At 69.7% G+C, this 22,968-nt stretch carries 18 protein-coding genes; 11 read left to right on the forward strand and 7 right to left on the reverse strand.

Annotation, left to right across the window (positions count from 1 at the left end):
• The first annotated feature begins 122 nt into the window (after positions 1-122).
• The 3 genes from ispG to Ssi02_RS00120 all read left to right on the forward strand — a co-directional run bounded on the left by ispG (position 123) and on the right by Ssi02_RS00120 (position 4,054).
• Positions 123-1,298: a flavodoxin-dependent (E)-4-hydroxy-3-methylbut-2-enyl-diphosphate synthase gene (ispG, locus tag Ssi02_RS00110; RefSeq protein ID WP_204019583.1), complete on the forward strand. Its 1,176-nt coding sequence runs from the start codon at positions 123-125 to the stop codon at positions 1,296-1,298.
• Positions 1,299-1,422: 124 nt separating this feature from the next.
• Entirely contained in the window at positions 1,423-3,117 is a 1,695-nt protein-coding gene (locus tag Ssi02_RS00115; protein ID WP_204019585.1) for an alpha/beta hydrolase, read from the forward strand.
• A 94-nt stretch (positions 3,118-3,211) separates the two neighbouring features.
• Positions 3,212-4,054 carry a GNAT family N-acetyltransferase gene (locus Ssi02_RS00120; protein WP_204019685.1) on the forward strand — a complete coding sequence of 281 codons (843 nt, stop codon included), beginning with the start codon at positions 3,212-3,214 and terminating at the stop codon, positions 4,052-4,054.
• A 285-nt stretch (positions 4,055-4,339) separates the two neighbouring features.
• On the opposite strand, the gene Ssi02_RS00125 is transcribed toward Ssi02_RS00120, so the two are convergent.
• The 3 genes from Ssi02_RS00125 to Ssi02_RS00135 all read right to left on the reverse strand — a co-directional run bounded on the left by Ssi02_RS00125 (position 4,340) and on the right by Ssi02_RS00135 (position 7,996).
• Positions 4,340-4,720 carry a DUF3037 domain-containing protein gene (locus Ssi02_RS00125; RefSeq protein WP_204019587.1) on the reverse strand — a complete coding sequence of 127 codons (381 nt, stop codon included), beginning with the start codon at positions 4,718-4,720 and terminating at the stop codon, positions 4,340-4,342.
• On the reverse strand, positions 4,717-5,538 hold the full coding sequence (locus Ssi02_RS00130; RefSeq protein ID WP_239128462.1) for a HipA family kinase: 822 nt from the start codon (positions 5,536-5,538) through the stop codon (positions 4,717-4,719). The genes Ssi02_RS00125 and Ssi02_RS00130 overlap by 4 nt, the downstream gene beginning before the upstream one ends.
• 196 nt (positions 5,539-5,734) lie before the next feature.
• Positions 5,735-7,996, reverse strand: a complete 2,262-nt coding sequence (locus tag Ssi02_RS00135; RefSeq protein ID WP_204019589.1) for an MMPL family transporter — start codon at positions 7,994-7,996, stop codon at positions 5,735-5,737.
• Between the two features lie 114 nt (positions 7,997-8,110).
• Here Ssi02_RS00135 and Ssi02_RS00140 point away from each other — a divergent pair, with 114 nt between their 5' ends.
• The 3 genes from Ssi02_RS00140 to Ssi02_RS00150 all read left to right on the forward strand — a co-directional run bounded on the left by Ssi02_RS00140 (position 8,111) and on the right by Ssi02_RS00150 (position 11,322).
• Complete coding sequence (locus tag Ssi02_RS00140; protein ID WP_239128463.1) at positions 8,111-8,710, forward strand: TetR/AcrR family transcriptional regulator; 600 nt, start codon at positions 8,111-8,113, stop codon at positions 8,708-8,710.
• A gap of 539 nt (positions 8,711-9,249) precedes the next feature.
• The gene (locus Ssi02_RS39565) at positions 9,250-9,987 is read left to right on the forward strand and encodes a C40 family peptidase (protein WP_307825568.1); all 738 of its coding nucleotides are present in this window, start codon (positions 9,250-9,252) and stop codon (positions 9,985-9,987) included.
• 345 nt (positions 9,988-10,332) lie between these two features.
• Complete coding sequence (locus Ssi02_RS00150; protein WP_204019593.1) at positions 10,333-11,322, forward strand: acyl-CoA dehydrogenase family protein; 990 nt, start codon at positions 10,333-10,335, stop codon at positions 11,320-11,322.
• Positions 11,323-11,352: 30 nt separating this feature from the next.
• Here the strand turns inward: Ssi02_RS00150 and Ssi02_RS00155 are convergent, their stop codons facing one another.
• Entirely contained in the window at positions 11,353-11,535 is a 183-nt protein-coding gene (locus tag Ssi02_RS00155) for a hypothetical protein (RefSeq protein WP_204019595.1), read from the reverse strand.
• A gap of 197 nt (positions 11,536-11,732) precedes the next feature.
• On the opposite strand from Ssi02_RS00155, the gene Ssi02_RS00160 reads away from it, so the two are divergent.
• Together Ssi02_RS00160 and Ssi02_RS00165 are read left to right on the forward strand one after the other, a co-directional pair.
• Positions 11,733-11,993 (forward strand): HGxxPAAW family protein, encoded by a 261-nt coding sequence (locus Ssi02_RS00160; RefSeq protein ID WP_204019598.1) that lies wholly within the window; start codon positions 11,733-11,735, stop codon positions 11,991-11,993.
• 278 nt (positions 11,994-12,271) lie between these two features.
• Positions 12,272-13,057, forward strand: a complete 786-nt coding sequence (locus Ssi02_RS00165) for a TetR/AcrR family transcriptional regulator (protein WP_239128464.1) — start codon at positions 12,272-12,274, stop codon at positions 13,055-13,057.
• A 166-nt stretch (positions 13,058-13,223) separates the two neighbouring features.
• Here Ssi02_RS00165 and Ssi02_RS00170 read toward each other — a convergent pair whose 3' ends face one another.
• Complete coding sequence (locus Ssi02_RS00170) at positions 13,224-15,050, reverse strand: CHAP domain-containing protein (protein ID WP_204019611.1); 1,827 nt, start codon at positions 15,048-15,050, stop codon at positions 13,224-13,226.
• 395 nt (positions 15,051-15,445) lie between these two features.
• Here Ssi02_RS00170 and Ssi02_RS00175 point away from each other — a divergent pair, with 395 nt between their 5' ends.
• Positions 15,446-16,132: a PaaI family thioesterase gene (locus Ssi02_RS00175; protein WP_204019614.1), complete on the forward strand. Its 687-nt coding sequence runs from the start codon at positions 15,446-15,448 to the stop codon at positions 16,130-16,132.
• A 46-nt stretch (positions 16,133-16,178) separates the two neighbouring features.
• Here the strand turns inward: Ssi02_RS00175 and Ssi02_RS00180 are convergent, their stop codons facing one another.
• Positions 16,179-17,798, reverse strand: coding sequence for a serine/threonine-protein kinase (locus tag Ssi02_RS00180; RefSeq protein ID WP_204019617.1), 1,620 nt, complete (start codon positions 17,796-17,798; stop codon positions 16,179-16,181).
• Between the two features lie 251 nt (positions 17,799-18,049).
• Here Ssi02_RS00180 and Ssi02_RS00185 point away from each other — a divergent pair, with 251 nt between their 5' ends.
• Complete coding sequence (locus tag Ssi02_RS00185; protein ID WP_204019620.1) at positions 18,050-18,196, forward strand: hypothetical protein; 147 nt, start codon at positions 18,050-18,052, stop codon at positions 18,194-18,196.
• 392 nt (positions 18,197-18,588) lie between these two features.
• Here the strand turns inward: Ssi02_RS00185 and Ssi02_RS00190 are convergent, their stop codons facing one another.
• Complete coding sequence (locus Ssi02_RS00190; RefSeq protein WP_204019623.1) at positions 18,589-19,740, reverse strand: serine hydrolase domain-containing protein; 1,152 nt, start codon at positions 19,738-19,740, stop codon at positions 18,589-18,591.
• Positions 19,741-20,437: 697 nt separating this feature from the next.
• Between Ssi02_RS00190 and Ssi02_RS00195 the strand changes: the two genes are divergently transcribed.
• Positions 20,438-22,942, forward strand: a complete 2,505-nt coding sequence (locus Ssi02_RS00195) for an ATP-binding protein (RefSeq protein WP_239128465.1) — start codon at positions 20,438-20,440, stop codon at positions 22,940-22,942.
• Positions 22,943-22,968 lie beyond the last annotated feature (26 nt).

The following is a 22,968-nucleotide window of genomic DNA, read 5'->3' on the forward strand; positions in this document are numbered from 1 at the left end:
CGACATCCCCCCGCCGCATGACACCGGTCAGGCGAGGCCATGAAGGCGATCTCATCGATCCGGGTACGTCAAGCGGATGAAAGACGCTTCTTGTCGCCGACCTTAAAGGCTGAGGCTGAGAAATGACCCCTGTAGCGCTGGGTATTCCTTCTGTGCGGATCAAGCCGATCGCTGAGCGCCGGGTGTCCCGGCAGATCATGGTGGGTTCCGTGCCGGTCGGCGGCGACGCGCCGATCTCCGTCCAGTCGATGACCACCACCGTTACGGCCGACATCAACGCCACACTTCAGCAGATCGCCGAGCTCACCGCGTCCGGCTGCCAGATCGTGCGCGTCGCGGTCCCCTCGCAGGACGACGCGGAAGCGCTTCCGATCATCGCCAGGAAGTCCCAGATCCCGGTCATCGCCGACATCCACTTCCAGCCGAAATACGTCTTCGCCGCCATCGACGCCGGCTGCGCCGCGGTCCGCGTCAACCCCGGCAACATCAAGAAGTTCGACGACAAGGTCGGTGAGATCGCCAAGGCCGCCGCCGCGGCGGGCGTCCCCATCCGCATCGGCGTCAACGCCGGCTCGCTCGACCCGCGCCTGCTCGCGAAGTACGGCAAAGCCACGCCCGAGGCGCTGGTCGAGTCGGCCCTGTGGGAGTGCTCGCTGTTCGAGGAGCACGACTTCAGGGACATCAAGATCTCGGTCAAGCACAACGACCCGGTCGTGATGGTGCAGGCATACCGGCAGCTCGCGGCCCAGTGCGACTATCCCCTCCACCTCGGCGTCACCGAGGCCGGCCCCGCCTTCCAGGGCACCATCAAGTCCGCGGTCGCCTTCGGCGCGCTGCTCGCCGAGGGCATCGGCGACACGATCCGGGTCTCCCTGTCGGCCCCGCCGGTCGAGGAGATCAAGGTCGGCATCGGCATCCTTGAGTCGCTCAATCTGCGTGAGCGGGGGCTGGAGATCGTCTCCTGCCCGTCCTGCGGCCGGGCGCAGGTCGACGTCTACACGCTCGCCGAGCAGGTGCAGGCGGGGCTCGCCGGGCTCAAGGTCCCGCTGCGGGTCGCGGTCATGGGCTGCGTCGTCAACGGGCCGGGCGAGGCGCGCGAGGCCGACCTCGGCGTGGCGTCGGGTAACGGCAAGGGCCAGATCTTCGTCAAGGGCGAGGTCATCAAGACCGTGCCCGAGTCCCAGATCGTGGAGACGCTCATCGAGGAGGCCCTCCGCCTGGCGGAGGCCATGGGCGTCGAGGTCGACCTCGACGAGCTCGACGAGATGACCGGCCCCGAGGTCGTCGTAGGCGGCTGACCTCTGCTTATTACATTGAGCAATCAATCGATTACATGCTGACAGGCAAAGTCCTATACTCTGCGTAGTCGATCGATCACATGCGGGAACATCGCCTCTGACCTACGAGCAGAGGGAGTTGCCGGTGAAGCGGGTTGTCGGGCTGATCGCAGGCGCGGCGGTGCTGACCGTGTGCGTGGGGGGCAACGGTGCTCCGGCCAGGGCCGGGGCGCCACCGGGCGCGCCTGTGCCCGACGTGGGCGTCGCCGACGCCAACACCGGCTTGAGCTGGGGGCCCTGCGATGAAGCGAAGAAGAGCGGCGGGGCGGCGCTCGCCCCGGCGGGCGGGGTGGAGTGCGCGACCGTGCGGGTGCCGCTCGACCACGCCAAGCCTTTCGGCAGGCACATCGGCGTGGCCGTCAACCGGGTCAAGGCCGCCTCGGTCAGGCCCGCGGGCCGCTCGGCCGTGTCCCGGCGGGACGGCTCGGGTGTGCCGCGGCAGCGGGAGCCGCACCTCGGGGTGCTGCTCGTCAACCCGGGCGGCCCCGGCGCGTCGGGGCGCGACCTCGCGCGCTTCGTGGCCTCCGCCCTGCCTCACGACGTCGCGGCCAGGTTCGACGTGATCGGGTTCGACCCGCGGGGCGTCGGCAAGAGCGAGCCCGCGCTGAGCTGCGCCGACCCGGCGCGTTATTACACGCCCCCGGCGCTCGACAACGTGCCGCGCACCAGGGCCGAGGAGACCGCCCTGCTCAACCGGGCCAAGACCTACGCCCGCGGCTGCGCCGAGCGCCAGGCGTGGATGCTGCCCCACATGACCACGGAGAACACCGCGCGCGATCTCGAGGTCATACGCCGGGCCCTCGGCACGGAGCAGATCAGCTACCTCGGCTATTCCTACGGCTCCTACCTCGGCGCGGCTTACGCGACGCTCTTCCCCGAGCGGGTCAAGCGGCTCATCCTCGACAGCGTGGTCGACCCCGACTCGGTGTGGTATTCGGCGAATCTCGCCCAGAACCACGCCTTCCACCGCAGGCATCGCGACTTCCTGACCTGGGTGGCGCAGAACGACGGGGTCTACAACCTCGGTCGCACCGAGGACGCCGTGCGCGCCGAGTGGGACGCCATGCGCATCCGGCTGCGCGCCCGGCCCGCCGAGGGAGTGGTCGGCCCGAGCGAGCTTGACGACATCTTCACCGTCGCGGGTTACACCGACGCCGTCTGGCCGACGTTCGCCGGGGCCTTCGCGGCCTACGCCCGCAAAGGCGACACCAAGGGGCTGGTCGCTGCCCACCGCCGCCACGGCAAAAAGGACGCCGCCGACGAAAACGGCTACGCCGTCTACCTCGCCGTCCAGTGCCGCGACGCGCCCTGGCCGCGCGACTGGAACACCTGGCGGGCCGACATGACCGCCTCACACCGGGTCGCACCATTTCTGACCTGGCCAAACGCCTGGTACAACGCGCCGTGCGCCTTCTGGCCGGTGCCGAGCACCACCCCGGTGACGCTGCGCGCGGCCGGCACGCTGCCGCCAATCCTCATGATCCAGGCCAGGCGGGACGCCGCCACCCCCTATCCGGGCGCCCTGCGCATGCGCACGATCTTCCCCTCGGCCAGGCTCCTGGTCGTCGGGGGCGGCAACCACGGGGTGTCTCTGGCGGGCAACGGCTGTGTCGACCGTCATGTCGCGGCCTACCTCCGCGATGGCACCCTTCCCGCTCGTGTCGGCGGCGAGGGAGGCGACATTAAATGCGCCGGGCTCGCCGCGCCGCGCCCGGCCGCCCGCATGTCTGCCGCCACCGGCCCTGACCACGTGCGATTGGTCGATCTGCTGCACGGATAACGCTCAATGTTCAACCCGCGGACGTGCGGGGAACGTGCGGGGTTCTACGGTGGTTCCTGGCATTTTCGGAGTGGTCGCGTAGGCTGGGGCCGTGATGCTGCGCACATCGGCGTCGCGCGTTCTCGACGACAGCGATCGCGAAGAGGTGCTGGCAATCCTCGACGCTGATCCCGTCGCCAACGTCTTCGTCGCGTCCAGGGTTCGGGCGGTCGGCCTAAGCCCGGGAAGGCTCGGCGGCCAGATGTGGGGTTTCGGTCCGCGCGGTGCCCTCACCTCCCTGTGCTATGCCGGTGCCAACCTGGTCCCGGTCAACGCCGGCCCCGAGGCCGTCAACGCCTTCAGCGAGCGTGCGCGGCGGCAGGGCAGACGATGCTCGTCCATCGTCGGCCCCGCCGCCGCCGTGGCGCGCATGTGGGAGCGCCTTGAGCCCTACTGGGGGGCGGCCCGCGCCACCCGCTGGGCGCAACCGGTCATGGTCACCCGGGAGAAGTCCGAGCTCCCGGCCGATCCGCTCGTGCGGCGCGTGCGGCCCGAGGAGTTCCCCGTCCTGCTACCGGCCTGCGTCGCGATGTTCACCGAGGAGGTCGGCATATCCCCCGACACCGGTGACGGCGGCGCCCTCTATCGCACCCGCGTGGCCGAGCTCATCCGCATCGGCCGCTCCTACGCCCGCATCGACGACGGCACGGTGGTCTTCAAGGCCGAGATCGGCGCCGTCACCCCGCAGGCATGCCAGATCCAAGGCGTCTGGGTGCACCCCGACCTTCGCGGCCGCGGCCACGCCGCCGCCGGCATGGCCGCCGTCGTCGAACAGGCCCTCGCCTGCTTCGCCCCGATCGTCACCCTCTACGTCAACGATTACAACGCTCCCGCCCGCGCCGTTTACCAGAAGGTCGGCTTCACCGAGGTCGACACTTTCATGTCGGTACTTTTCTGACCCGCCCCCAAACCCCCAGGGAACGATCCCGCGGCAGACCCGCCACCTGATCTTCGGCAGGTCGGCCACGCAACCTTCGGCAGATCGGGCACGTGATCTTCGGCAGATCGGTCATGCAACTTTCGGCAGATCGGGCACGAGTTGCTCGGCAGATCAGTTACGAGCGCGGGGGGAGTGGTCTTGTCGTGCGGGAGTGAGGGGTTGAGTTTTGGGCCTCGGTTGAAGGTGTTGCCGGTGGAGGCGTTGTGGACTCTTGGGGCGGAGCCGACCTAGGGGCGGGGCTGCCTAGAGTGGGGCCACGAGGAGGGTGAAGAGGCGGTTGAGTTCGCCGGCGGGGTCGGTGGTGAGGCCGGGGTGGACCGGGCCGGTTTGCACGATGGTGCTGCGGGGGGCGGTGAGCCAGCGGAAGCGGCTGCCGGGGGACTGGCCGGCGACGGGGCCGGTGGTGCCGGCGCAGGCGAGCTCGTAGGCGGAGAGGGCCTCGCTCAGGCCGGTGAGGTCGGCGTGGGGATCGAGGGCGTGCACGCGTGGGGCGTCGAGGGTGACCTTGGCGCACAGGAAGTCGCGGGGCTGGCAGTAGACGATCACGCCGGCGTTGATGAGCTCGCCGCGCTCCACCCGCGGAACGACGCGGATGACGGCGTACTCGTAGGCGACTCGGGTCAACGCCCTTCCTTCCAGAAAGCGCCGACGGATCGGTGGCCGTCGTCTGTCGTGCTGCCGTCGCCCGCCGTCCCGGGGACGGGCAGCCAGGTGCGCGGGCCGCGCACCCTGGCCAGCAGATGATCGACATAAGCTTGGCGCAGATCGGCGGGGCTGTCGAAACCGGGCACGTCGGCCAGCCACGCGTCGGGCACCCGGCCGGTGGCGGCCTCCAGCATGTCGCGGTCGACCGCGGCCGAAAGCGCGGCGTCGGCCTCGGCGAGGCGGGTGGCGTAGGGCGCGAGCACGTGGTCGGCCCCGCCGCCGAAGGGCCGCAGCGGGTCGGCGGTGCGCCAGTTGTAGTGGAACCACAGGGCGGCCCCGTGGTCGATGAGCCAGGTGTCGCCGTGCCAGGTGAGCAGATTGGGGTTGCGCCAGCTCCGGTCGATGTTGTGGATCAGCGCGTCGAACCAGAACACGCGGGAGGCGAAGTCGCGGTCGGGCTTCCAGACGGCGGCCTCGAAGCCGAGCGCGCCGGGCAGGAAGTCGACGGCGAGGTTGTCGCCGACGCTGGCCCGCAGCAGGTCTTGGATCTCCTCGTCGGGCTCCCGGTCGGCGAACTGCGCGTCCAGATCGATGATCTTAAGTTCGGGGGTGCGGAAGCCGAGGGCCCTCGCCAGCTCGGCACAGATGATCTCGGCGACGAGCACGGGCCTCCCCTGCCCGGCCCCCCGGAACTTCACCACATAGGTGCCGAGGTCGTCGGCCTCCATCACGCCGGGCAACGAGCCGCCCTCACGAAGCGGCGTCACATATCTGGTCGCCGTGATCTGATCCAACACGCAACGCAGGCTATCTGCTCCGGACCGATGAACGCCCCCGCATTTCCGGCGGCTACTCTTGGGCGGCGTTCCTGGCAATGCTTGTCCCACCTGGCGGTCGCCGTCTCAATTCCCAATTGAGGAGCTGTCCCAATTGCGGAGAGGTCGTGCTACTTCCCAGCGCACCCGCCGATGAGGTGTTGCGGGTGCTCGACGCCTACACGGCGTTCTTGCCCTGACCGCCCGCCCCGACGAGTTCCCTGCCGTCTCCGTGGCCCTCCGGCTCGTCGTCGCCGTGCTCGGCGATGGAGAGCGGCGGAAGTATCCGGTCCAGCCACTTCGGGCACCACCAGTTCCAGCGTCCGAGCAGCACCATCGTGGACGGCACCAGGAAGCCGCGGATGATGGTGGCGTCCACCGCGATGGCCACCGCCAGACCGACGCCGAAGACCTTGACGAGCGGATCCGGATAGGCGATGAAGGCAACGAACACCGCGACCATGATGAGCGCGGCGGAGGTGATGACGCGCCCGGTGGAGCCGAGCCCCTCGGCCACGGCCTGCCGGTTGTCGCCTGTCCGGAGGTAGGCCTGCCGCACGGCGGTCAGCAGGAAGACCTCGTAGTCCATCGACAGCCCGAACAACACCGCGAACAGCATCAGCGGCACATAGCTATCGATGGGCACCGAGAAGAAGTAGAGGTTCACGAACCCCGCGTTGACGCTCGCCGGGGCGTCCATGCCGACCAGGCCGCTGCCGAGGCCGAAGGAGAAGACCAGGGCCAGGGCGCCGAAGGCCGCCCCGAGCGAGACGAGGTTCATCAGCGCCGCCTTGACGGCCACGAGCGGCGCGCGGAAGGCGAGCAGCAGCAGCAACGCGCTGAGCACCACCACCACGCCGATCACGAGCGGCGTGCGTTCGGCGATGCGCTCCGAGGCGTCGGCCATGCCGGCGACCTCGCCGCCCACGTGCACGTTGGCCCCCGGCACGTCGATGCCGCGTACGGCACGGACCACGTCGAGCGCCTTCGGATCGCTCGGCGAGTAGTCGGAGACGGCGTGGATCATCACCGATCTGCCGTTCTCGTTGATCAGGGGCTCGGCGACGTGGGCGATGCCCTCGGTGTGTTCGACGCGCTGGGCCAGCACCTGGGCGATCGCGGGCGGCGGGTCTGAGTCCTCGATCTTCTGGTCGAGCTCGGCGATCACGATCAGCGGTCCGTTGATGCCCGGCCCGAAGCCGATGGCCATCAGCTCGTATGAGCGTCGCGCGTCCGAGTCGGCTTCGCCGTACCCGTCGTCGAGGGCGCCGAGCTTCAGCCCGAGCGCGGGCGCGGCGAGCGCGGCCAGGATGGCTACGCTTCCGATCAGGACGGTCCACGGCCGCTTCGCCACCCACAGGCCGAGGCGGGCCCAGCCCGAGGCGGGGGTGTGCGCGCCGCGGGCCTTCCTGCCGATGAACGGCAGGCGCAGCGCGTTGACCCGGTGCCCGAGCAGCCCGAGCAGGGCGGGGACAAGCGTGATCGAGGTGAGCACCGCGCAGACGACGGAAATGCCGGTGATCCACCCGAGGGTGCGCATCAGCGGGAAACCCGCGAGCAGCAGCGCGCTGAGCGCGATGATGACGGTGCCGCCCGCGAACACCACCGCGCCGCCGGAGCCGGTCACCGTCGTGCGCACCGCCTCGTGCACAGGCACCCCGGCGGCGAGCAGCCGTCTATAGCGCGACAGCAGGAAGAGCGCGTAGTCGATGCCGACGCCGAGGCCGATCATCGTCGCCATGACGGGCGCCTGCTTCGGCACGTCGACCAGGTGACCGAGCAGGCCGATCACGCCGAGGCCCACGCCGATGCTGATCAGCGCGGCGAAGATCGGGATGAGCGCGGCGACCACGGTGCCGAACGCGAACAGCAGCACCAGCATGGCGCAGATCACGCCGATGATCTCGCTGGGGCCGGTCTTGATCTCCTTGTCCGCCGGGGTCGAGGAGTCGGCGGGCACGACCTCGACGCCGGCGGCGCGGACGGGTCCGGCGGCGTCGGTCAGGCGTTTGGTGTTCTCTGTGAGTTTGGCGGGGTCGTGGCCCTCCATCCGCACGGTGATCACACCGATGCGGAGGTTCGCCGCGATGCCTCCCATGCGGAACGGCGTCTGCGCCTCCACCACGTGCGGCACGCGGCGGAGGTCGGTCAGGGTCTTCTCGATTGCGCTTTTGTTCGGCTCATCGGTCAGCGGGCCGTCTTTGTCGTACAACACAAGTTGCACCGTGCCGCCGGGGTCCATTCCGGGGCCGAAACCTTCGCGCATCAGTTCGTGGGCCCGCTGGGCGTCAGTGCCGGGGATGCTCACGTCGTTGCTCGTCGGGCGGCCGAGGACGACCGTGCCCGCCGTCAGCGCGGCGGCGGCTAACATCCACAGCGCCAGCACGATCACTCCGTGTCGTGCGCACCACCCGCCTAGTCTGCCCAGCAAGGTAGCCATGTGAGGACTCCACACTCCACGAAGAGAACGCCCGTTCTGTACGACCGTGCAGAACGTATGCTCGCAGAGTAGGCGGCGACGAATCCGGAAATCTCCCCTAAAACAGGAAATGAGATGATGGCCACAACCGAGTTGGGCAAGTCCGCGGTCGGCAATCCTGCCCTCGGTGATACGGGGCCGGGCAATGACACCCGTAGCCGGATCCTCGCCGCAGCCCGAGCCCTTTTTGCCGAACGGGGTTATGCCGGCACGTCACTCGCCGACATCGGTGCCGCAGTCGGCCTCACCAAGACCGCGGTCGCCTACCATTTCCACCCCAAGGACCGCCTGGCCGCCGAGATCATCGCCCCTGCCGCCGAGGACCTGCTTGTGCTGCTCGGCACCGACTTCGGCGGCGACCGCGACGCCTTCCTGGAGGCGTACGTCGCGTTCGTCGTGCGCCATCGTGCCGTCATGCGTCTGATGATCGACGACGTGAGCGGCGCCGACGACGCCTCGCCCGGCACCCTCGGCGAGGCGATCCGCACCTTCGGCGATGAGATCTTCAACCGCCTCGCCGGCCCGGATCCATCACCCGCCGGCCGCACCCTCACCTGGGCGGTGCTCGGCGCCGTGCAACTGGCGGTCGTCAAGACCATGGACCGGCCCGAGGAGGAGGTGCGCACGATCCTGCGCGCGGCCACCGCCGCGATGGTGGGCGCCGCCGTCCGCTGAACCCCCGGCCCGCGAAGGGCCGGGGGCTCCCCGCCGAGCGCCGGCCACCAGGTCACCGGGAGTTCCCGCACGCCGTGGACCATGGTGTCGGTTGCGCAGGGGCACCTTGCCGGGCGGTACGGCGAGCCGCAGCGCCGGGAACCTCGCGAAGAGCGCGGCGAGGGCTGTCGTCTTACATAAGACGTGGGCGGGGCCTGGGCTGTCGTGCGGGATCGGTTCACCGTCACTCAGGGACATGCTGGGAAAAGTGCAGGAATCGTGGGATATGAGATGACGTCGAATTAAGCCATACGCAGATGACGGAAGATATGTGACCTTTGGGAACTTTCGTGATGTCTGCCGGGTATGCCACTGGACATGAACTTTCTCGGCAGCGCACAACGCAGTCACAAAAAGCGCAATCAACGACAAGGCGGTCAAATGCCGCACTGTCATATACCGCGCGGTCGCACACAGAGCCATCCCATGCAGCGCCATCCCCTACAAAGCAGTCACACACCGCACCATCACCTCCTGGGGGAAATCGCTGGGAGGCCGGCATGACAGCCGTCATGATGCTCGTCCTGCCGGTGAGCGGCATGCTCGCGGGTGTGGCGCACGGTCAGGCGGCCGGTGGGGGTGTCGCGGCGGAGCCCTCGGCCCAGGTCGTCGCCTTCGCCTACGCCCAGCTCGGCAAGCCGTACCGCTGGGGCGGCACCGGTCCGTCGGCCTTCGACTGCTCGGGGTTGACGATGCGGGCCCACCAGGCCGCCGGGGTCGCCATTCCGCGGGTCACCTATCTGCAGTGGCGCGCCGGCAGCCGTGTGCACGCCGGTGAGGAACAGCCGGGCGATCTGGTCTTCTTCCGCTGGCAGCCGCGCGGCCCCTCACACGTCGGCATCGTCGTCGGCAACGGTGAGATGATCAACGCCCCGCGCCCCGGAGCGGTGGTGCGTGTCGCTTCATACATGCGGCGCAAGGACATCGTGGGGTTCATGCGGTTCGCCTGGGGCGGTGAGCCGCCCGCGGCACCCGCGCCCGTGTCCGCACCCGCACCTGCACCTGCACCTGCACCCGAGCCTGCGCCCTCGCCGCGTCCGGCCGTCCACGACCGGCCCGCCGGCGAGGGGCGGTCCCGCTCTCGGCCGCCGGAGCGGCCCAGAGACTACGGCTGGCCGCGATATCCCGATTGGGCGGGTCCCCGAGGCGACAGCTGGGATAGGGAGATTGCCACGGCTTACAAGGAGTTCGACGCGTGGGGAAGGAAGGAGGGCTTGTCCTTCCCGCGTTGGGACTGACAAATGGGGACAAAAGGGGATAAGGGGAATGGGGGGCGTGTTCTACTGTGCGGGGTCAAGGAAACTCTCACCTCCGCGTCGGCGGACAGGACGGCCATGCCGTTCGTTGGACACGACATGGACGCCATGAGGATTCACCTGAACTCCATCATCGCCACCGATTTATCGCCGCAAAATCGGAACGATCCAGCCCGGCCATCCGGTTATCTCAGATAAAGGAGCCGGTATGGATCTCGAACACACGCCCTCGCCGGCGGGACGGCACACCAGCCCCCGCGGCCGTCGCGCATGGGAGCGCACCCCCGTGCCACGGATGCCCGGTGCGCCGGGAGCGGGAGGCAGGGGGTGACCTTCCTGCTCAGCGACCATCAACTCGCCTTCGCCGCCTCGGTGCGCGAGGTGCTTGAGGCCAGGTGCCCGGCTTCCGCCGTACGCGCGGCGGGGGAGGGCGGGGAGCGGCTACCGGGGTGGGCGCATCTCGCCAAGCTTGGTTTTTTCGGGATGCTCGTCGCCACGGAGCAGGGCGGGCTCGGGCTGCGGCTTATCGACGCCGTGCCCGCCCTGGAGGAGACGGGCCGGGCGGCGCTCCCCGGGCCGGTCGTCGAGACCGCGGTCGCCGCGGCGGGTGTGCTCGGCGGCGACCGGGCGGCAGCCCTGGCCGACGGGTCGCTACGCGTGAGCGCGCGGCTGGGCGATCAGACCTATCTGCCCGACGCCGATCTCGCCGACTTGCTCGTCGTGCAGCACGCGGGCGCACTGCACGTGCTGAGACCGGACGAGGTACGGCTGATGCCTCAGCCGGCGATCGACCCGGTGCGGAGGTTGTTCGCGGTGAGGCTCGACGGGGCCCTCCGCACGCGGGGCAGCCCGGCGGGGACGGCGGCCGGACGTGTCACGGTCGCGGTCTCGGCTCAGCTCATCGGGCTGGCGCGGCATCTGCTCGACGCGACGGGGATCTACGCCGGCACCCGCACGCACACCGACGGGCCCCTCGGCTCGCGGCAGGACGCCGAGCGCGCGCTCGCCGGCGTCGCCATGGCGATCGAGATCGCGGCGCCGACGGTGCACCGCGCGGCGGTCGCCCTCGACACCGCCGCGCCGACCGCCGACCGCGACGTCAGCGCGGCCAAGGCCGCGGCGGGGGAGGCGGCCGAACGCGCAGCGCGCACGGCGCTGCGCGTGCACGGCGCGAGCGGCTATTCGCGCGAACTCGATCTCCGGCTGTGGCTCACCAGGGTGTGGGCGTTGTCGTCGGCCTACGGAGGCACCGAGTTGCACCGCGCCCGGCTTCGGGCCGCCGTGCTGGGCTCTCCGGAGTTGCGGCGGCGCCTGTGACGCGGCGTGAAGGGGTGCCGGGAGTGATGGTCAGTGCACGCCCAGGGCCATCATCGCCAGCAGGCCGACGAAGTGCCCGACGACCACGAACACGATGATGAAGATGAAGACGAACTTCGCCGGACCGTGTTCGAAGTGCTTGCCCTCCTGGAGTGGAGGCAGCTTGGCTTGGCGCTCGGCGATCCGCTCTTCGAGGGGCTTCTTGTGGAACATCCGGACATCCTCTCGGCCGACCGGGGCTTTTGCCGAACTCTCGATGCTCTACACCCCATAGTAGTGGCAGGGTGCACGGCCGGTATCGCTCCCCCCAAGATACCGGTCGCATGGTAAAGGGCAGAGGTGGGGAACGGGGCTAACCCCCGATCTGAGAAGCTAGTCCCCTTACCTGTTACAAAGAATGGGACGAGGTCATGTCAGGGAATGCAGGCGGCGGCAGCCACGGGGGCTCCCCCAAGTCGTGGCTCGCTGTGATCACGATCCTCGTGGGCAGCACTCTCAGCGGAGTCGCGCTTACCATAGGGCCGAACTGGGTGCTTGTCTGGGCGGGTGTAGGCATCTGTGCCATCGGCGGCGTGCTCGCGCTGCTCTTCGACATCATGTCCGACGTGATCGTGGACAAGCCGCGGGTCCCCTTGGCGGAGGCCCACCCCATGGCCAAGCGGATGCACTGACCCACGCGCCCGGCATCGAACAGCCCCGTCCGGCTCACTCCTGGCGGGGCTGTTTTGTGCGATCTAAACCTACCTGTCAATAGACAGGCGTCACGCCGACCGGCCGCGCCGTACGGCATGAGCCGCCCTGTGGCCACCGCCCGAGCCGGGGCCGGCGGCGGCAGCACCACGGTGGGTCACGTGATCGGCGGACGGCACTGTTACGCTGATCTTCTTCCCGCCGTCTTCCTTCACCGCGCGTACCGGTTGCCCGAGACCGGTTCGGCGGTCGGGCGGCGGTGGTCGCCGACGCCAACCCGCTGACCTTTCCCCTGTCCGCGACGCACACTCTCACCCCCGTCTTCGACTTCTCCAACCGCGACCGGGGGCCGTCGTGGCAGGTGTTCCGCCGGAGGTCGGTGCACCGGGCGTGCGGCAGGCCGGGAATCACAGCGCGAGGACGGGAGTCTGAATTGTCACCTCGGCAGAGCGACACGAGGCACAAATTGCTCGACGAATTCGCCACGCAGCTTCTTGAGCGTGGCTACCCCGGCATCTCCCTCAGCGAGATCGCCGGAGCCGTCGGCATCCGCAAGGCGAGCCTCTATCACCACTTCCCCGACGGGAAGGAGTCCCTCTTCGCCGAGGTGTCCCTGCGCTACATCGAGGAACTGCACACCGTGCTGCGCGAGGCCCTCGACACCCCCGGTGGCCTGGGCGCCCAGCTCTCGGCCATCGTCGCCGGGCACGCCGCCGACGCCTACCGCTCGGCGATGGGCATGCGCATCTTCGACAGCACCCGCTACGTCGGCGACGACATCCGGACACAGGTGTCGCAACGCTATGTACACGCGCTGATCGCCCCGGTGACCGATCTCATGGCCGCCGCCGTCGACCGAGGCGAACTCCGGCCGGCCGACCCCGCCTTCCTCGCCTCGGCCTTCCTGGAACTCGCCGCCGTCGCCGAGCCCCTGCCGCCGGACACGGCGCTCCCACCGGCCCAGGGCCCGCCGAACCCCCCGGCCGTCGTGCCGGGTGTCGTGCCCGCCGTCGTCGAGTTGTTCCTCCGCGGCGCCGCTTCCTGAGGCCCGCGGGGGGCTTCAGGGAGGGACGCCGGTGGTGACCGCCGTGTCACACGGCGGTCACGCGGGCCCCAGGACACCGCTCGCCGGCTCGCAGACCGTCCGCCGGGGTGTCCGGCTTGGTGATCGTCGAGCTGGATTCTGCGGCCTCCTGGGGCTCCAGGAGATGTCAGGGCGTGCGCCGATGGCGGCCGTTGCCGCGCCGTGACTCCGTTCGCGACTCCGTTCGCGATGCTGCGCCTGGTTCCGTGGTGGCCGGAGCGTCGAAGACCGCGGTGGTAGGAGTGTTGCGGTGACGGCGTCCGCGCAGCGGGGCGTCGGTGCTGAAGCCGTGGGGCGTGAGATCGTCCTGGAGGTGGACGGGGGCCGCAAGCGGCATCGACTGCTGCGAGACGGCCGACTGGCGGCGGCCTCGCGACGTAGCGGTGGGACGCGTGTCGGGCGGGGCCGTGTGCGAAAGGCGGTGGCGGCGTCCGCGCAGCGGAGCCTCGGCCCTGAACGACCCGTAGTCTTCGGCGAGGCGTTCCCGGCGGCGACGTCGCCCCCGGTAGGGCAGCAGCGACTCCTGCGGCGTCGTCGGTTGCGGCGTTGCGTCGGGCTGTGCCCCGGTGGGCTGCACCTTCGGCGTGAACCACGTGAACGACGCCGGGGCGGAGGTGGCCGCGGGCGCCGCGGCGGCTCCTTCGGCGGTGCGGCCGGTGGAGGCGAGGTCGAGGGTGACCGACTCGGCGGCCTTGTCGGCCGCGCCGACGGGCGCGGCGTTCACCAGCGGAGCGGCCGTGGTGGTGGGCGGCACCGAGAAGTCGGCGTGCCGGGTCCCGGTGAGCGTCGGCTCGCACAGCGGCGCCGGGGCGGACACGGCGGGCGCGTCGGCGGCGCGCACGGGACGGCGGGCGCGGTCCCGGCCGGCCCGGGTGTTCTGCGCGCGCAGCGTGGCCGGACGGGCCTGCGGCACGCGTACGGCATGAGCCAGGCGCAGCCGGGTCTTCGCATGGGCGAACACGGCGACGGCGGCGAGCACGAGGGAGCCGACGAGGGCCTGGCCGGCGAGGTCGGCGGGGGCGGGGAACTCGTGGTCGGCGGCCACGGGGGTGGTGTCGTGGCTGTCGGCCTCCGCCGTACCGGCCGGTTCCCGGGGGTTGTACGCCTCGGGTTTCCTGTGCTTGCCGGGGGAGGTCGTCGTGAGGGGTTTGGCGGTGCCGGCGTCCTGTCCGCTCGCGGGCTTCGCGGCGGTGCTTTCCCCGGCGCCTCCCCCGGCCGCGGGGGCGGTGCCGGGGCGGGTCTGGGCGAGGACGGAGCTCGGCGGCCCGGCGGTGTCGAGCAGGTCGCCGGTCTGGGGGGAGAGGGTGGTGCCGTCCCCGTCGGTGACGGGGCTGCCCTGCCCGTCGAGTGCGAGCACGGGCGTTTCTGGGACGGGGGCCGTCTCCGGGGTGGCGGGAGGCATGGGGATGCCCGCCACGGTCGTGCCCGTGTCGCGGCCGTCGGCGACCGGGCCTAGGGCCGACTCGACCACGGAGAGGTCGAGTTGTTCTAGGCGGGCCTTGACCTCTTCGGGGTAGCCGTAGCCGACGACCTTGCGTTGGTCGCGCACCTTGCGCTTGGCGACGCCACCGTCGATGTTGCCCTCGATGGTGTGGATCCGCTTGCCCTCGACCCGCACGACGACGCCGACGTGATCGATCTTGCCGATCTTGCGGGAGCCGCTCCAGTCGTAGAAGACGAGTGCGCCGGGTTTGGGCGTGGTGCCCCAGGCGCCCTGCTTCTTGAACCACTGGGCATGCGACGGAGTCCACGCGAACTGGCCGATCCAGTCCTCGTAGCCGAGCTTCTTGGCGGCCCAAGAGATGTACATGTCACACCAAGGCTGGTTGGTGTAGTCGACCCGGGAGTCGACGCTGTTGTACCACTTGCCGAACTTGGTGTAGCCGTTGCTCTTCTCCGCGTAGCCGAGTTCGCTTTCCAGCAGCTTGATGAACTTGTTGGTCTCAGGCGTCATGGAGGTTTCGGTAACCCCTGGCAGCCCTGGGGGAGGATCGCGCCGCCGTCGCGACCGGGCTTCCGGGGGGCAGGTCGAACGATGGCGCGTGCACTCGCGTCCACCCGTGCTTGAAACGGCTGGGGCGTGTGTGGCGGCGCCACGGGTCTGTTGCTTCCGTGATCAGCGAGATTACCGTTCCAAGGGTGCAGGTCAAGGCAGAACCAAGGAAGTTCCAAGCAGCAGAAGACTGCTCGGCGCACCACTCTAACCTCACAACAGCCCTGGAAGCCCGCTATTTGCCGGGATTTCGATGGTTTTCGGCCCTGCTGGGGACCGGTGGAAAAATCCGGCCCGCCCGGGCGTGTCGGGGCCCCCGAACGCCGTTCTGTAGAACGTGTTCTAGAGTTGTGCGCATGACCCTTGATCTCGACCTTGCCGATGCGCTGTCACGAGCCGAGGGAGACGCCCGGCTGGCCGCTCTCGCCGCACTCGCGCAACAGGCCCGCGACCTGATCGACGCCGTCGCGCTGACCGACGTGCCGGGAGATGAGATCACCGCCGTGGCCGGCGAGATCGCCGTGCTGAGCGAGCGCCTGCGCGCGACGATGCGCGACCGCCCGCGCTCGTTCCAGCTGACCGAGGACCAGAACACCCTCATCGACCCCGGCAACGCCGTCGGCGGCGTGGCGAACCCCCACGCGCTGCCGCTCGTCGTCGAGGTCACCCCGGAGCGCACCGTGCGGGCCGACGTCCAGTTCCGCCCCGTCCACGCGGGCCCGCCGGGGTTCGTGCACGGCGGGGTGACGTCCATGGTGCTCGACCAGCTGCTCGGGGAGGCCGTGGCGGCGGGGCACTTCCCCGCGATGACCGGAACGTTGACCATCCGCTATCGCAGGCCCGTGCCGTACGGCGAGCCGTTGGTGGGCACCGCCGAATACACGCACTCCGAGGGGCGTAAGAGCTGGGTGGAGGGCCGGATCGCCCTGCCGGACGGCACGCCGCTGGTCGAGGCGACCGGCCTGTTCATCACCCCGTCGGCCTGGGTGGGGCTCACCATCGCCGACGTCGAGGAGGCGACGGCGCCGGCCGCCGGTCAATAGCCCGCGCCGGTCGGCAGGCCGCCGTCCACGACGGACTCGCCCCCGATCACTCCACGGACTCGATGCCCCGGTGCTCCCCGTGCGGGGCGGAGTTGTGCTCGGTGGCCGGCTCCTCAGGCTCTTCGGGGTCGCCGGACTCCTCCGGCTCCTCGGGTTCCTCCGATGGTTCGGGCTCCGGGGCGGGGGTGCGCGGCGGGCATTTCCTCCCCTCGGCCCGGATTTCCGTCACCTGGGGACCGTTCAGCGCCGCCCGGTCCGTCATCAGCACGACGCCGAGGTGCGCATAAGTACCGCACGCGATGCGCGCGAACTTGTAGGCCACATCCACCGAATAGTCGGTCTTCCCCGACAGCGTGACGGTGTCGGTGTGCAGCGTCCGCACCGCGCCGGTGCCGTCCCGCCGGGTGAACATCACACTCAGCCGCACAGGACCCATGGACTCGGTCCTGATCAGCATGCTGCCGTCCGAACCGTCCCACGACGTGATCCGGGCACTGGTGACCCGGGCCGGCGACGGCGCGGGCGCGGCCTGCCCCGGCGCCTGCGTCACCAAGGGGGAGGGCACCCGCTGGTACGGCGCGGCCCGGCTCGTCGCCGGCCCCGCGGTGGGCGCGGCCGCCTTCATCGGCTCCGGCTCCGCCTGCTCCTGCTGGCGCGGCGACGGGGCCAGGAAGGTGCCACCGTCCCGCTCGACCTTGTCGAGGTCGGCCACGAGCAGCACGATCGTCACGGTGACCGCCATAATCGCGGCGACCATCACGCCGTAGCCGCGCGGCCGGACCCTGCTCACCCGTCCTGCCAGGCGGGTCACCGGCGTGCGCCGCCGCGTGATCGGCCGGGCCAGGGGGAAGTCGAGCGCCATCGCCGTCGCCGTCTCGGCCAGCCGGCGGCGTCCCCGCTTCTCCCATTCGGGGCCGTGCGCCGCGACCGCCGCTGCGCCGAGCTCCTGCAGGAACTCCCGCGCGCTCTGCGGCCTGTCGTCCGGCTCGGTGGCCAGGCCCCGGCCCACCAGCCCGCGCACCGACGCCGGCACGTCGTCCAGCGAGGGCCGCCCGTCCGGCCGGGCCGTGCCGTACGGCGTGCGCCCGGTGAGACATTCGAAGAACACGCAGGTGGCGGCGTACAAGTCGCTCGCGACGGACGGGGGTTCGCCGGCCCATAGTTCGGGGGCGGCGTAGGCCGGCTCGCCGTACCGCGGGAACGGCTCGTCGCGGCCCCTGTCCGCGCCGGGGAACGCGGCAAGGCCGAGGTCGCCGATCCGGCCGAGCCCGTCGGCCTGCACGAGCACGTTCTCCGGCCGGTGGTTGCCGTGGACCAGCCCCACCTCGTGCACGGCGGCCAGGCCCAGCAGCACGGTCTTGAACTGCGCGATGGCCGCCTCGGCGTCTGTCCTGCCATGGCGGTCGAGCACGGCGCGCAGCGGCACCCCGTCGACGAGCTCCATCACGAGCGCCGCGCGGGTGGCCGTCTCGACATACTCGTAGAGCCGGACGACCCGGGAGTCGTCGAGGCCGACCATCAGCGCGGTCTCCGACCGGAACCGCAGGAGGAAGTCCTGGTCGCGGCGCATGGTCGCGTTCAAATACTTGATCGCGACGTGAGAGCCCGTGCCTATATGCGTGGCCAGGAAGACCCGGCCGCTCGGGCCTTCGCCGAGCTGTCTCACATCGTGATATCCCGGAACCGACCAGGAACCCATCACGCCCCCCGAGAGGCCGTCAATGACTTGAAGGTTCGAATCACTTGCGTGGTAAGCAATTCCAAGGCGCCACGGAAATGGTAATAGGTGGCCAATAGTAGTTGCTCACAGTATCGGTCGGAGTTTTGGGATATGGGGGTTACGGAGCGTTCTCAGTTGGTTTCACGGTGATCTCAAGATTGATCGCGATATGTGAGAGTTGTTCGGAGAAAAACTCTGTGCGAACGCTTGCTTGGTTCCACCGCCGCCCTCCGGTGGGCGCGGGCGCCGTACGGCACGCCCCGCCGTACGGCGAAGCCGTGGGAGCGCGGGGGCGGGGCGCGGTGGCGTGGGGCGCGCTTATCGCGTGTGAGCTGCGCGGTTGATGCGATGTGGGCGAGGGGCTGAGAGCGGTGCGGATCGGGGGTGTCCCGCCTTTCCGCCGGCCTCCGCGACATGCGGGATGGTGCGTGATGCGCTCCGTCGCGGCCGTTCCGCACAGGACCGTTCCGAGGCGGCTGGACACGCTGGGCTTCCGCCGTACACGTGTGTGCGCCGCTGTGGGGATCTAGAGCTCTGGGCGGCATGTGGACTTTGTGGGCCTCCTGGAACGTCCCACTGGAATTTCGGTCATGTAGCCCTTTACCGAGAGTGATCCTGTTTCGGTGGATTTGATATGACAAGTTAATCAACGCGGCTCAACGCCGCTGATCACGTGACTCCTTCCCGGCGGGCACATGCGGCGACAGATCCCATCCCCTCGGTCCTTCGAATCCCCTCACGGCAGGGAGTCGTAAACCGCTTCTACCAGTCGATACCCACGCATCGCCCCGTCAAGCGAGTCTGACATCCGGTTCGGCGTGTAGGCCATGCCCAACCCGTGTACGGCATCGCCCACGCCGAGGAAACCTCCCATCCCCGTGTGCCCGAACGACGACGCGATCCCCTTCGGCGGCATGAGGAACACCCACGAAGGCCGCATGAACCCCAAGCCGAACGCGCTCTTGGCGGGCAACACCCGATCCTGCCCCTCGACCCTCGTCCGGATCGCGTCCTCCAGCGTCGCGGGCGACACCACCTCGCCCGCCAAGAGCGCCCGATAGAACCCGGCCAACCCGCGCGCCGTCGCCACGACACCGATCGACGGCCATCCGGCCCGCATGACGACCGGGTGGTTCGCCCCGCCCTTGAGCTTTTGAACCGGCGGATTGCCGAGCGCCCGGCTCATCAGGCTGTCCCGATCTGCCGGCGCCGTGCTGATCTCCCCCGCCGGCGACTCCCCGGACGGCCGGCGATCCCCCGCGGCGAGCCGCGCCGCCTTCTCCGCCACCTCCGGCGGTGCCCCCAGCCACAGCTCCAGCCCGAGCGGCCCCGCGATCTCCTCTGCCACCACCTCAGGCAGCGAACGCCCACACGCGCGCCGCACCACCTCGTTCAGGAGGAAGCCATAGGTGAGCGCGTGATAGCCGTGCGCCGTGCCGGGCTCCCACAGCGGCGCCTGACCGGCGAGCCTGGCCGCGACGGCGGGCAGGTCCTCGAACTCCTCGACCGGCACCTCGTCCTCGATCACCGGCAGCCCCGCCTGGTGGGTGAGCAGGTGCACCGTCGTCGTGCCCTCTTTGCCGTGCACGCCGAACTCCGGCCACACCTCGGCCACGGGCGCGTCGAGATCGAGCTCCCCGCGCTCGGCCAGTCGCAACACGGCCGCCGCGGTGACGGCTTTCGTACAGGAATAGGTGAACACAGGGGTGTCGATTTCCCACGGTCTTCCGGTGCGGCGATCGGCCACACCGCCCCACAGGTCCACTACGGCCCGCCCTTCATGAAAGACAGCAAAAGCGGCACCCCGGTCTTCTCCGGAGGCGAAATGCCGTTCCATGGCCTCGCGCACACGCTCGAAGCCGGGGGCGCAGAAACCATTGAGTGTCATTATTTCTCAACTCACATATCGGGATCGGGGAGTGAGGGGGCGACCCGGCGGGCGAAGGGGGTGGGGGCGGTCATATAATCAACAGTTTAGTGCCATGCCTAATATTCACGGCCTGTGGGTGGGTGGTCGGCGCGCTCCCGCCCCTCGACATCATGCTCTATGTCCCCAGAGCCTCCCGCACCCCCTTGAGGAGCCCATATCCTCCATTGTGCGACCGTGCTCCCGTGCCGGGGCATCACCATGCTTACCTCGCCGCCCGGCTCCCTTTCCAAACGGTTGCCCGCCGGTGGGGTAGTTCACATTGACCCTTGTTCGGGGTAACAGAAAAGCGATGATCGCATATACGTCTACTGAGCAATAGGTGAAATCATCGGTATTCGCTTGTTGACCTGTAGGCGGACGTGGGTCTAGCCTAAGTCTTGAAGTGTGCTGAGATCGATTCCTCATAATAATCGTCGGCATTCGGTGGAGTCGCTTGAGGTGTGGCGCCGCCTTTGATAAAAAATGCTGCCGTTGGCTATATGAGGTCGCACCTATTGGCCCGACGCCCGAGTTTCCGCACTGTGCTCACAGGGCTTCCGCTTTGTGCTCACAGGGCTTCCGCTCTGTGCTCATAGGGATCCCACCCTGTGCCGATAGTGCCAGCCCTGTGCTGACAGGCCCGTGACACAACTCTTGACGGCAAGAGGTGCCGCACGTGACCAGCACTGATCGAGACAGCACCGATCCAAACAGCACCGATCCAAACAGCACCGATCCAAACAGCACCGATCGAGACAGCACTGACCGAAGCAGCACAGGTCGAGGAGGGCCACCGCCGAGTGTCGGCCATGCGGAGCTGTCCGGCTCCGCCGGCGACGTGGTTCAGGCGGGCAATGTGCACGGCGGCGTGCACTTCTACGGCGAGGGCGGCGGAGCCACGGCAAGCCGCGCCTCCAGGGTGATCCCCCGGGAGCTACCACGCGGGCACCGCGGGTTCGTCGACCGCGAGGACGTCGTGGCCCGGCTCGACCACCTGCTCAGCGCCGAGGGGCAGGACACCTCCGACCCGGCGGTCGTGGTGATCACCGGGACAGCCGGGGTCGGTAAGACCTCGCTGGCCCTGCATTGGGCGCACCGCGTGCGTGACGCGTTCTTCCCGGACGGACAGCTCTACGTCAACCTGCGAGGTTACGACCCCGGTGCGCCGATGGACCCAGGCGGTGCGCTTCACCGGTTTCTCCGCGCTCTCGACGTGCCCTCAAGCGCGATCCCCGCCGAGGTAGAGGCGAAGGCCGCCCTCTACCGGTCGCTCCTGGCCGGCCGCCGCATGCTGGTGGTCCTGGACAACGCCTCGACGGTCGGGCAGGTGCGCCCTCTGCTACCCGGCACCCCGGGCTCACTGGCGCTCGTGACCAGCCGCAGCAGGATGTCCGGACTCGTCGCCCGCGACGGGGCGCGCCGCATCACCCTGGACCTGCTTCCCGAACCCGATGCGGTCGAGCTGCTGCGGATCGCCACGCGCGACTACCGCGCTGCGGACCACCCGGACCTTCTCGCCGAGCTGGCCCGGTTGTGCGCGCGGTTGCCGCTCGCGTTGCGCATCGCAGCCGAGCGGGCCGCGAGCCGGCCGTGGATGGCGCTGGGCGATCTGCTCACCGACCTGCGGGACGAGTCCTCGCTGTGGGATGCCCTTTCCTCGGAGGACGACGAGGAGGCCGACGCCGTACGCACCGTCTTCGCCTGGTCGTATCGCGCGCTTTCGCCGGAGGCGGCGCGGTTGTTCCGGTTGCTGGGGTTGCATCCGGGGCCGGACTTCGGCTCGGCGGTCGTCGCGGCCATGCTCGGCACCACGCTGGGGCGCGCACGCAACACGCTGGACGGCCTGGTCGGCGCCCATCTATTGGAGCAGCTCGGGCCGGGGCGTTATCAGTTTCACGATCTGTTGCGGGCCTACGCGGGCGATCAGGCGACCCTGGACGAGCCGGAGGCCGAGCGGGCGGCGGTCACCGGCAGGATGCTCTCCTGGTATCTCCACAGCGCCGCTGCAGCCCAGGCGAAGATCCAAATGCACCTCGGCGCCGTCGGCCTCCCACCCCTGCCCGAGGGCGTGACCCCGCTTGACTTCGCGGAATACGGCGACGCCTTCGATTGGTACGAAGGGGAGCGGGACAACCTCGCGGCGGCAGTGCACGCGGCGGTGAAGGCCGGCCTCGACGGGGTGGCGTGGCGGCTCGCGGCGGTGCTGCACTCGGTGCACGCCGAGGCCAAGCAGTTCGACTCCTGGCTGAGCACCGCGCTGGCGGGGGTTGCGGCGGCCCGCCGGGCGGGGGCGCGTGAGGGCGAGGCGAGGCTGCTTGAGAGCGTCGGCCACTTCTACACCGAGTCCCACCGCCTGGACCAGGCGTTCGAGTTCCACCGTGCGGCACTGGCCGTGCGCCGGGACATCGGCGACCGGTTCGGTGAGGCGCTGTCGCTCAACGGGATCGGCCTGACCTGTTTTCGCGCACGCTCGCTCAGAGAGGCGCGGGACCACATGACGCAGGGTGCCGCCGTCTTCGCCGAACTCGGCGACACCTATCGCGAGGCGATTCTGCTCGGCAACGTCGGCGAGATGTGCGTGGAGCTGGGGGAGACGGAACGTGGTGCCGCCCTCGTCGGCCGTGCGCTCGCGGTGTTCCGCGAAGTCGGCGACAAGGACTGCCAAAGCAACGCGATGCGCATCGTCAGCACGATCCACCGCGCGCTCGGCAGGCCGGATCTCGCGCTGGCCGCGATCGGTGAGGCGCTGGAGACGGCCCGCGACCTCGGCGACAAGGTGGGGGAGGGCTACTACCTCCTGGAGCTCGCGCGGGTGCAGCGCGAGTTGTCGCTCGCGGGCGAGGCGCTGGTCTCCTGCCAGAGGGCGTCAGCCCTGCATCGCCGCCTCGCCGACCCGGTCAGGGAGGCGCTCTCGTGGGACGCGACCGGCGAGGCATATCAGGATCTCGACCGGCATGCGCTCGCGGCGGACTTCCACCGGCGTGCCGCGGCGGTGCTGCGCGACTTCGGCGGCGGCTGGTATCTCGCCAGGGCGCTGGGCAATCTGGCCTGCGCCCTCTCCGTGAGTGAGTCGCGTGCGGAGGCTTCGCCGTACGCCGAGGAGGCACTGGGGCTCCTCGGTGGCTTCGACGACCCCGAGTCGTCGGCGATCCGGCAGCGGATCGCCGATCACCTTCGATAGTCCCGTTTCACGGCAGAAAGGAGTGG

It is taken from the genome of Sinosporangium siamense, assembly GCF_016863435.1.
Taxonomy (GTDB): Bacteria; Actinomycetota; Actinomycetes; order Streptosporangiales; family Streptosporangiaceae; genus Sinosporangium; species Sinosporangium siamense.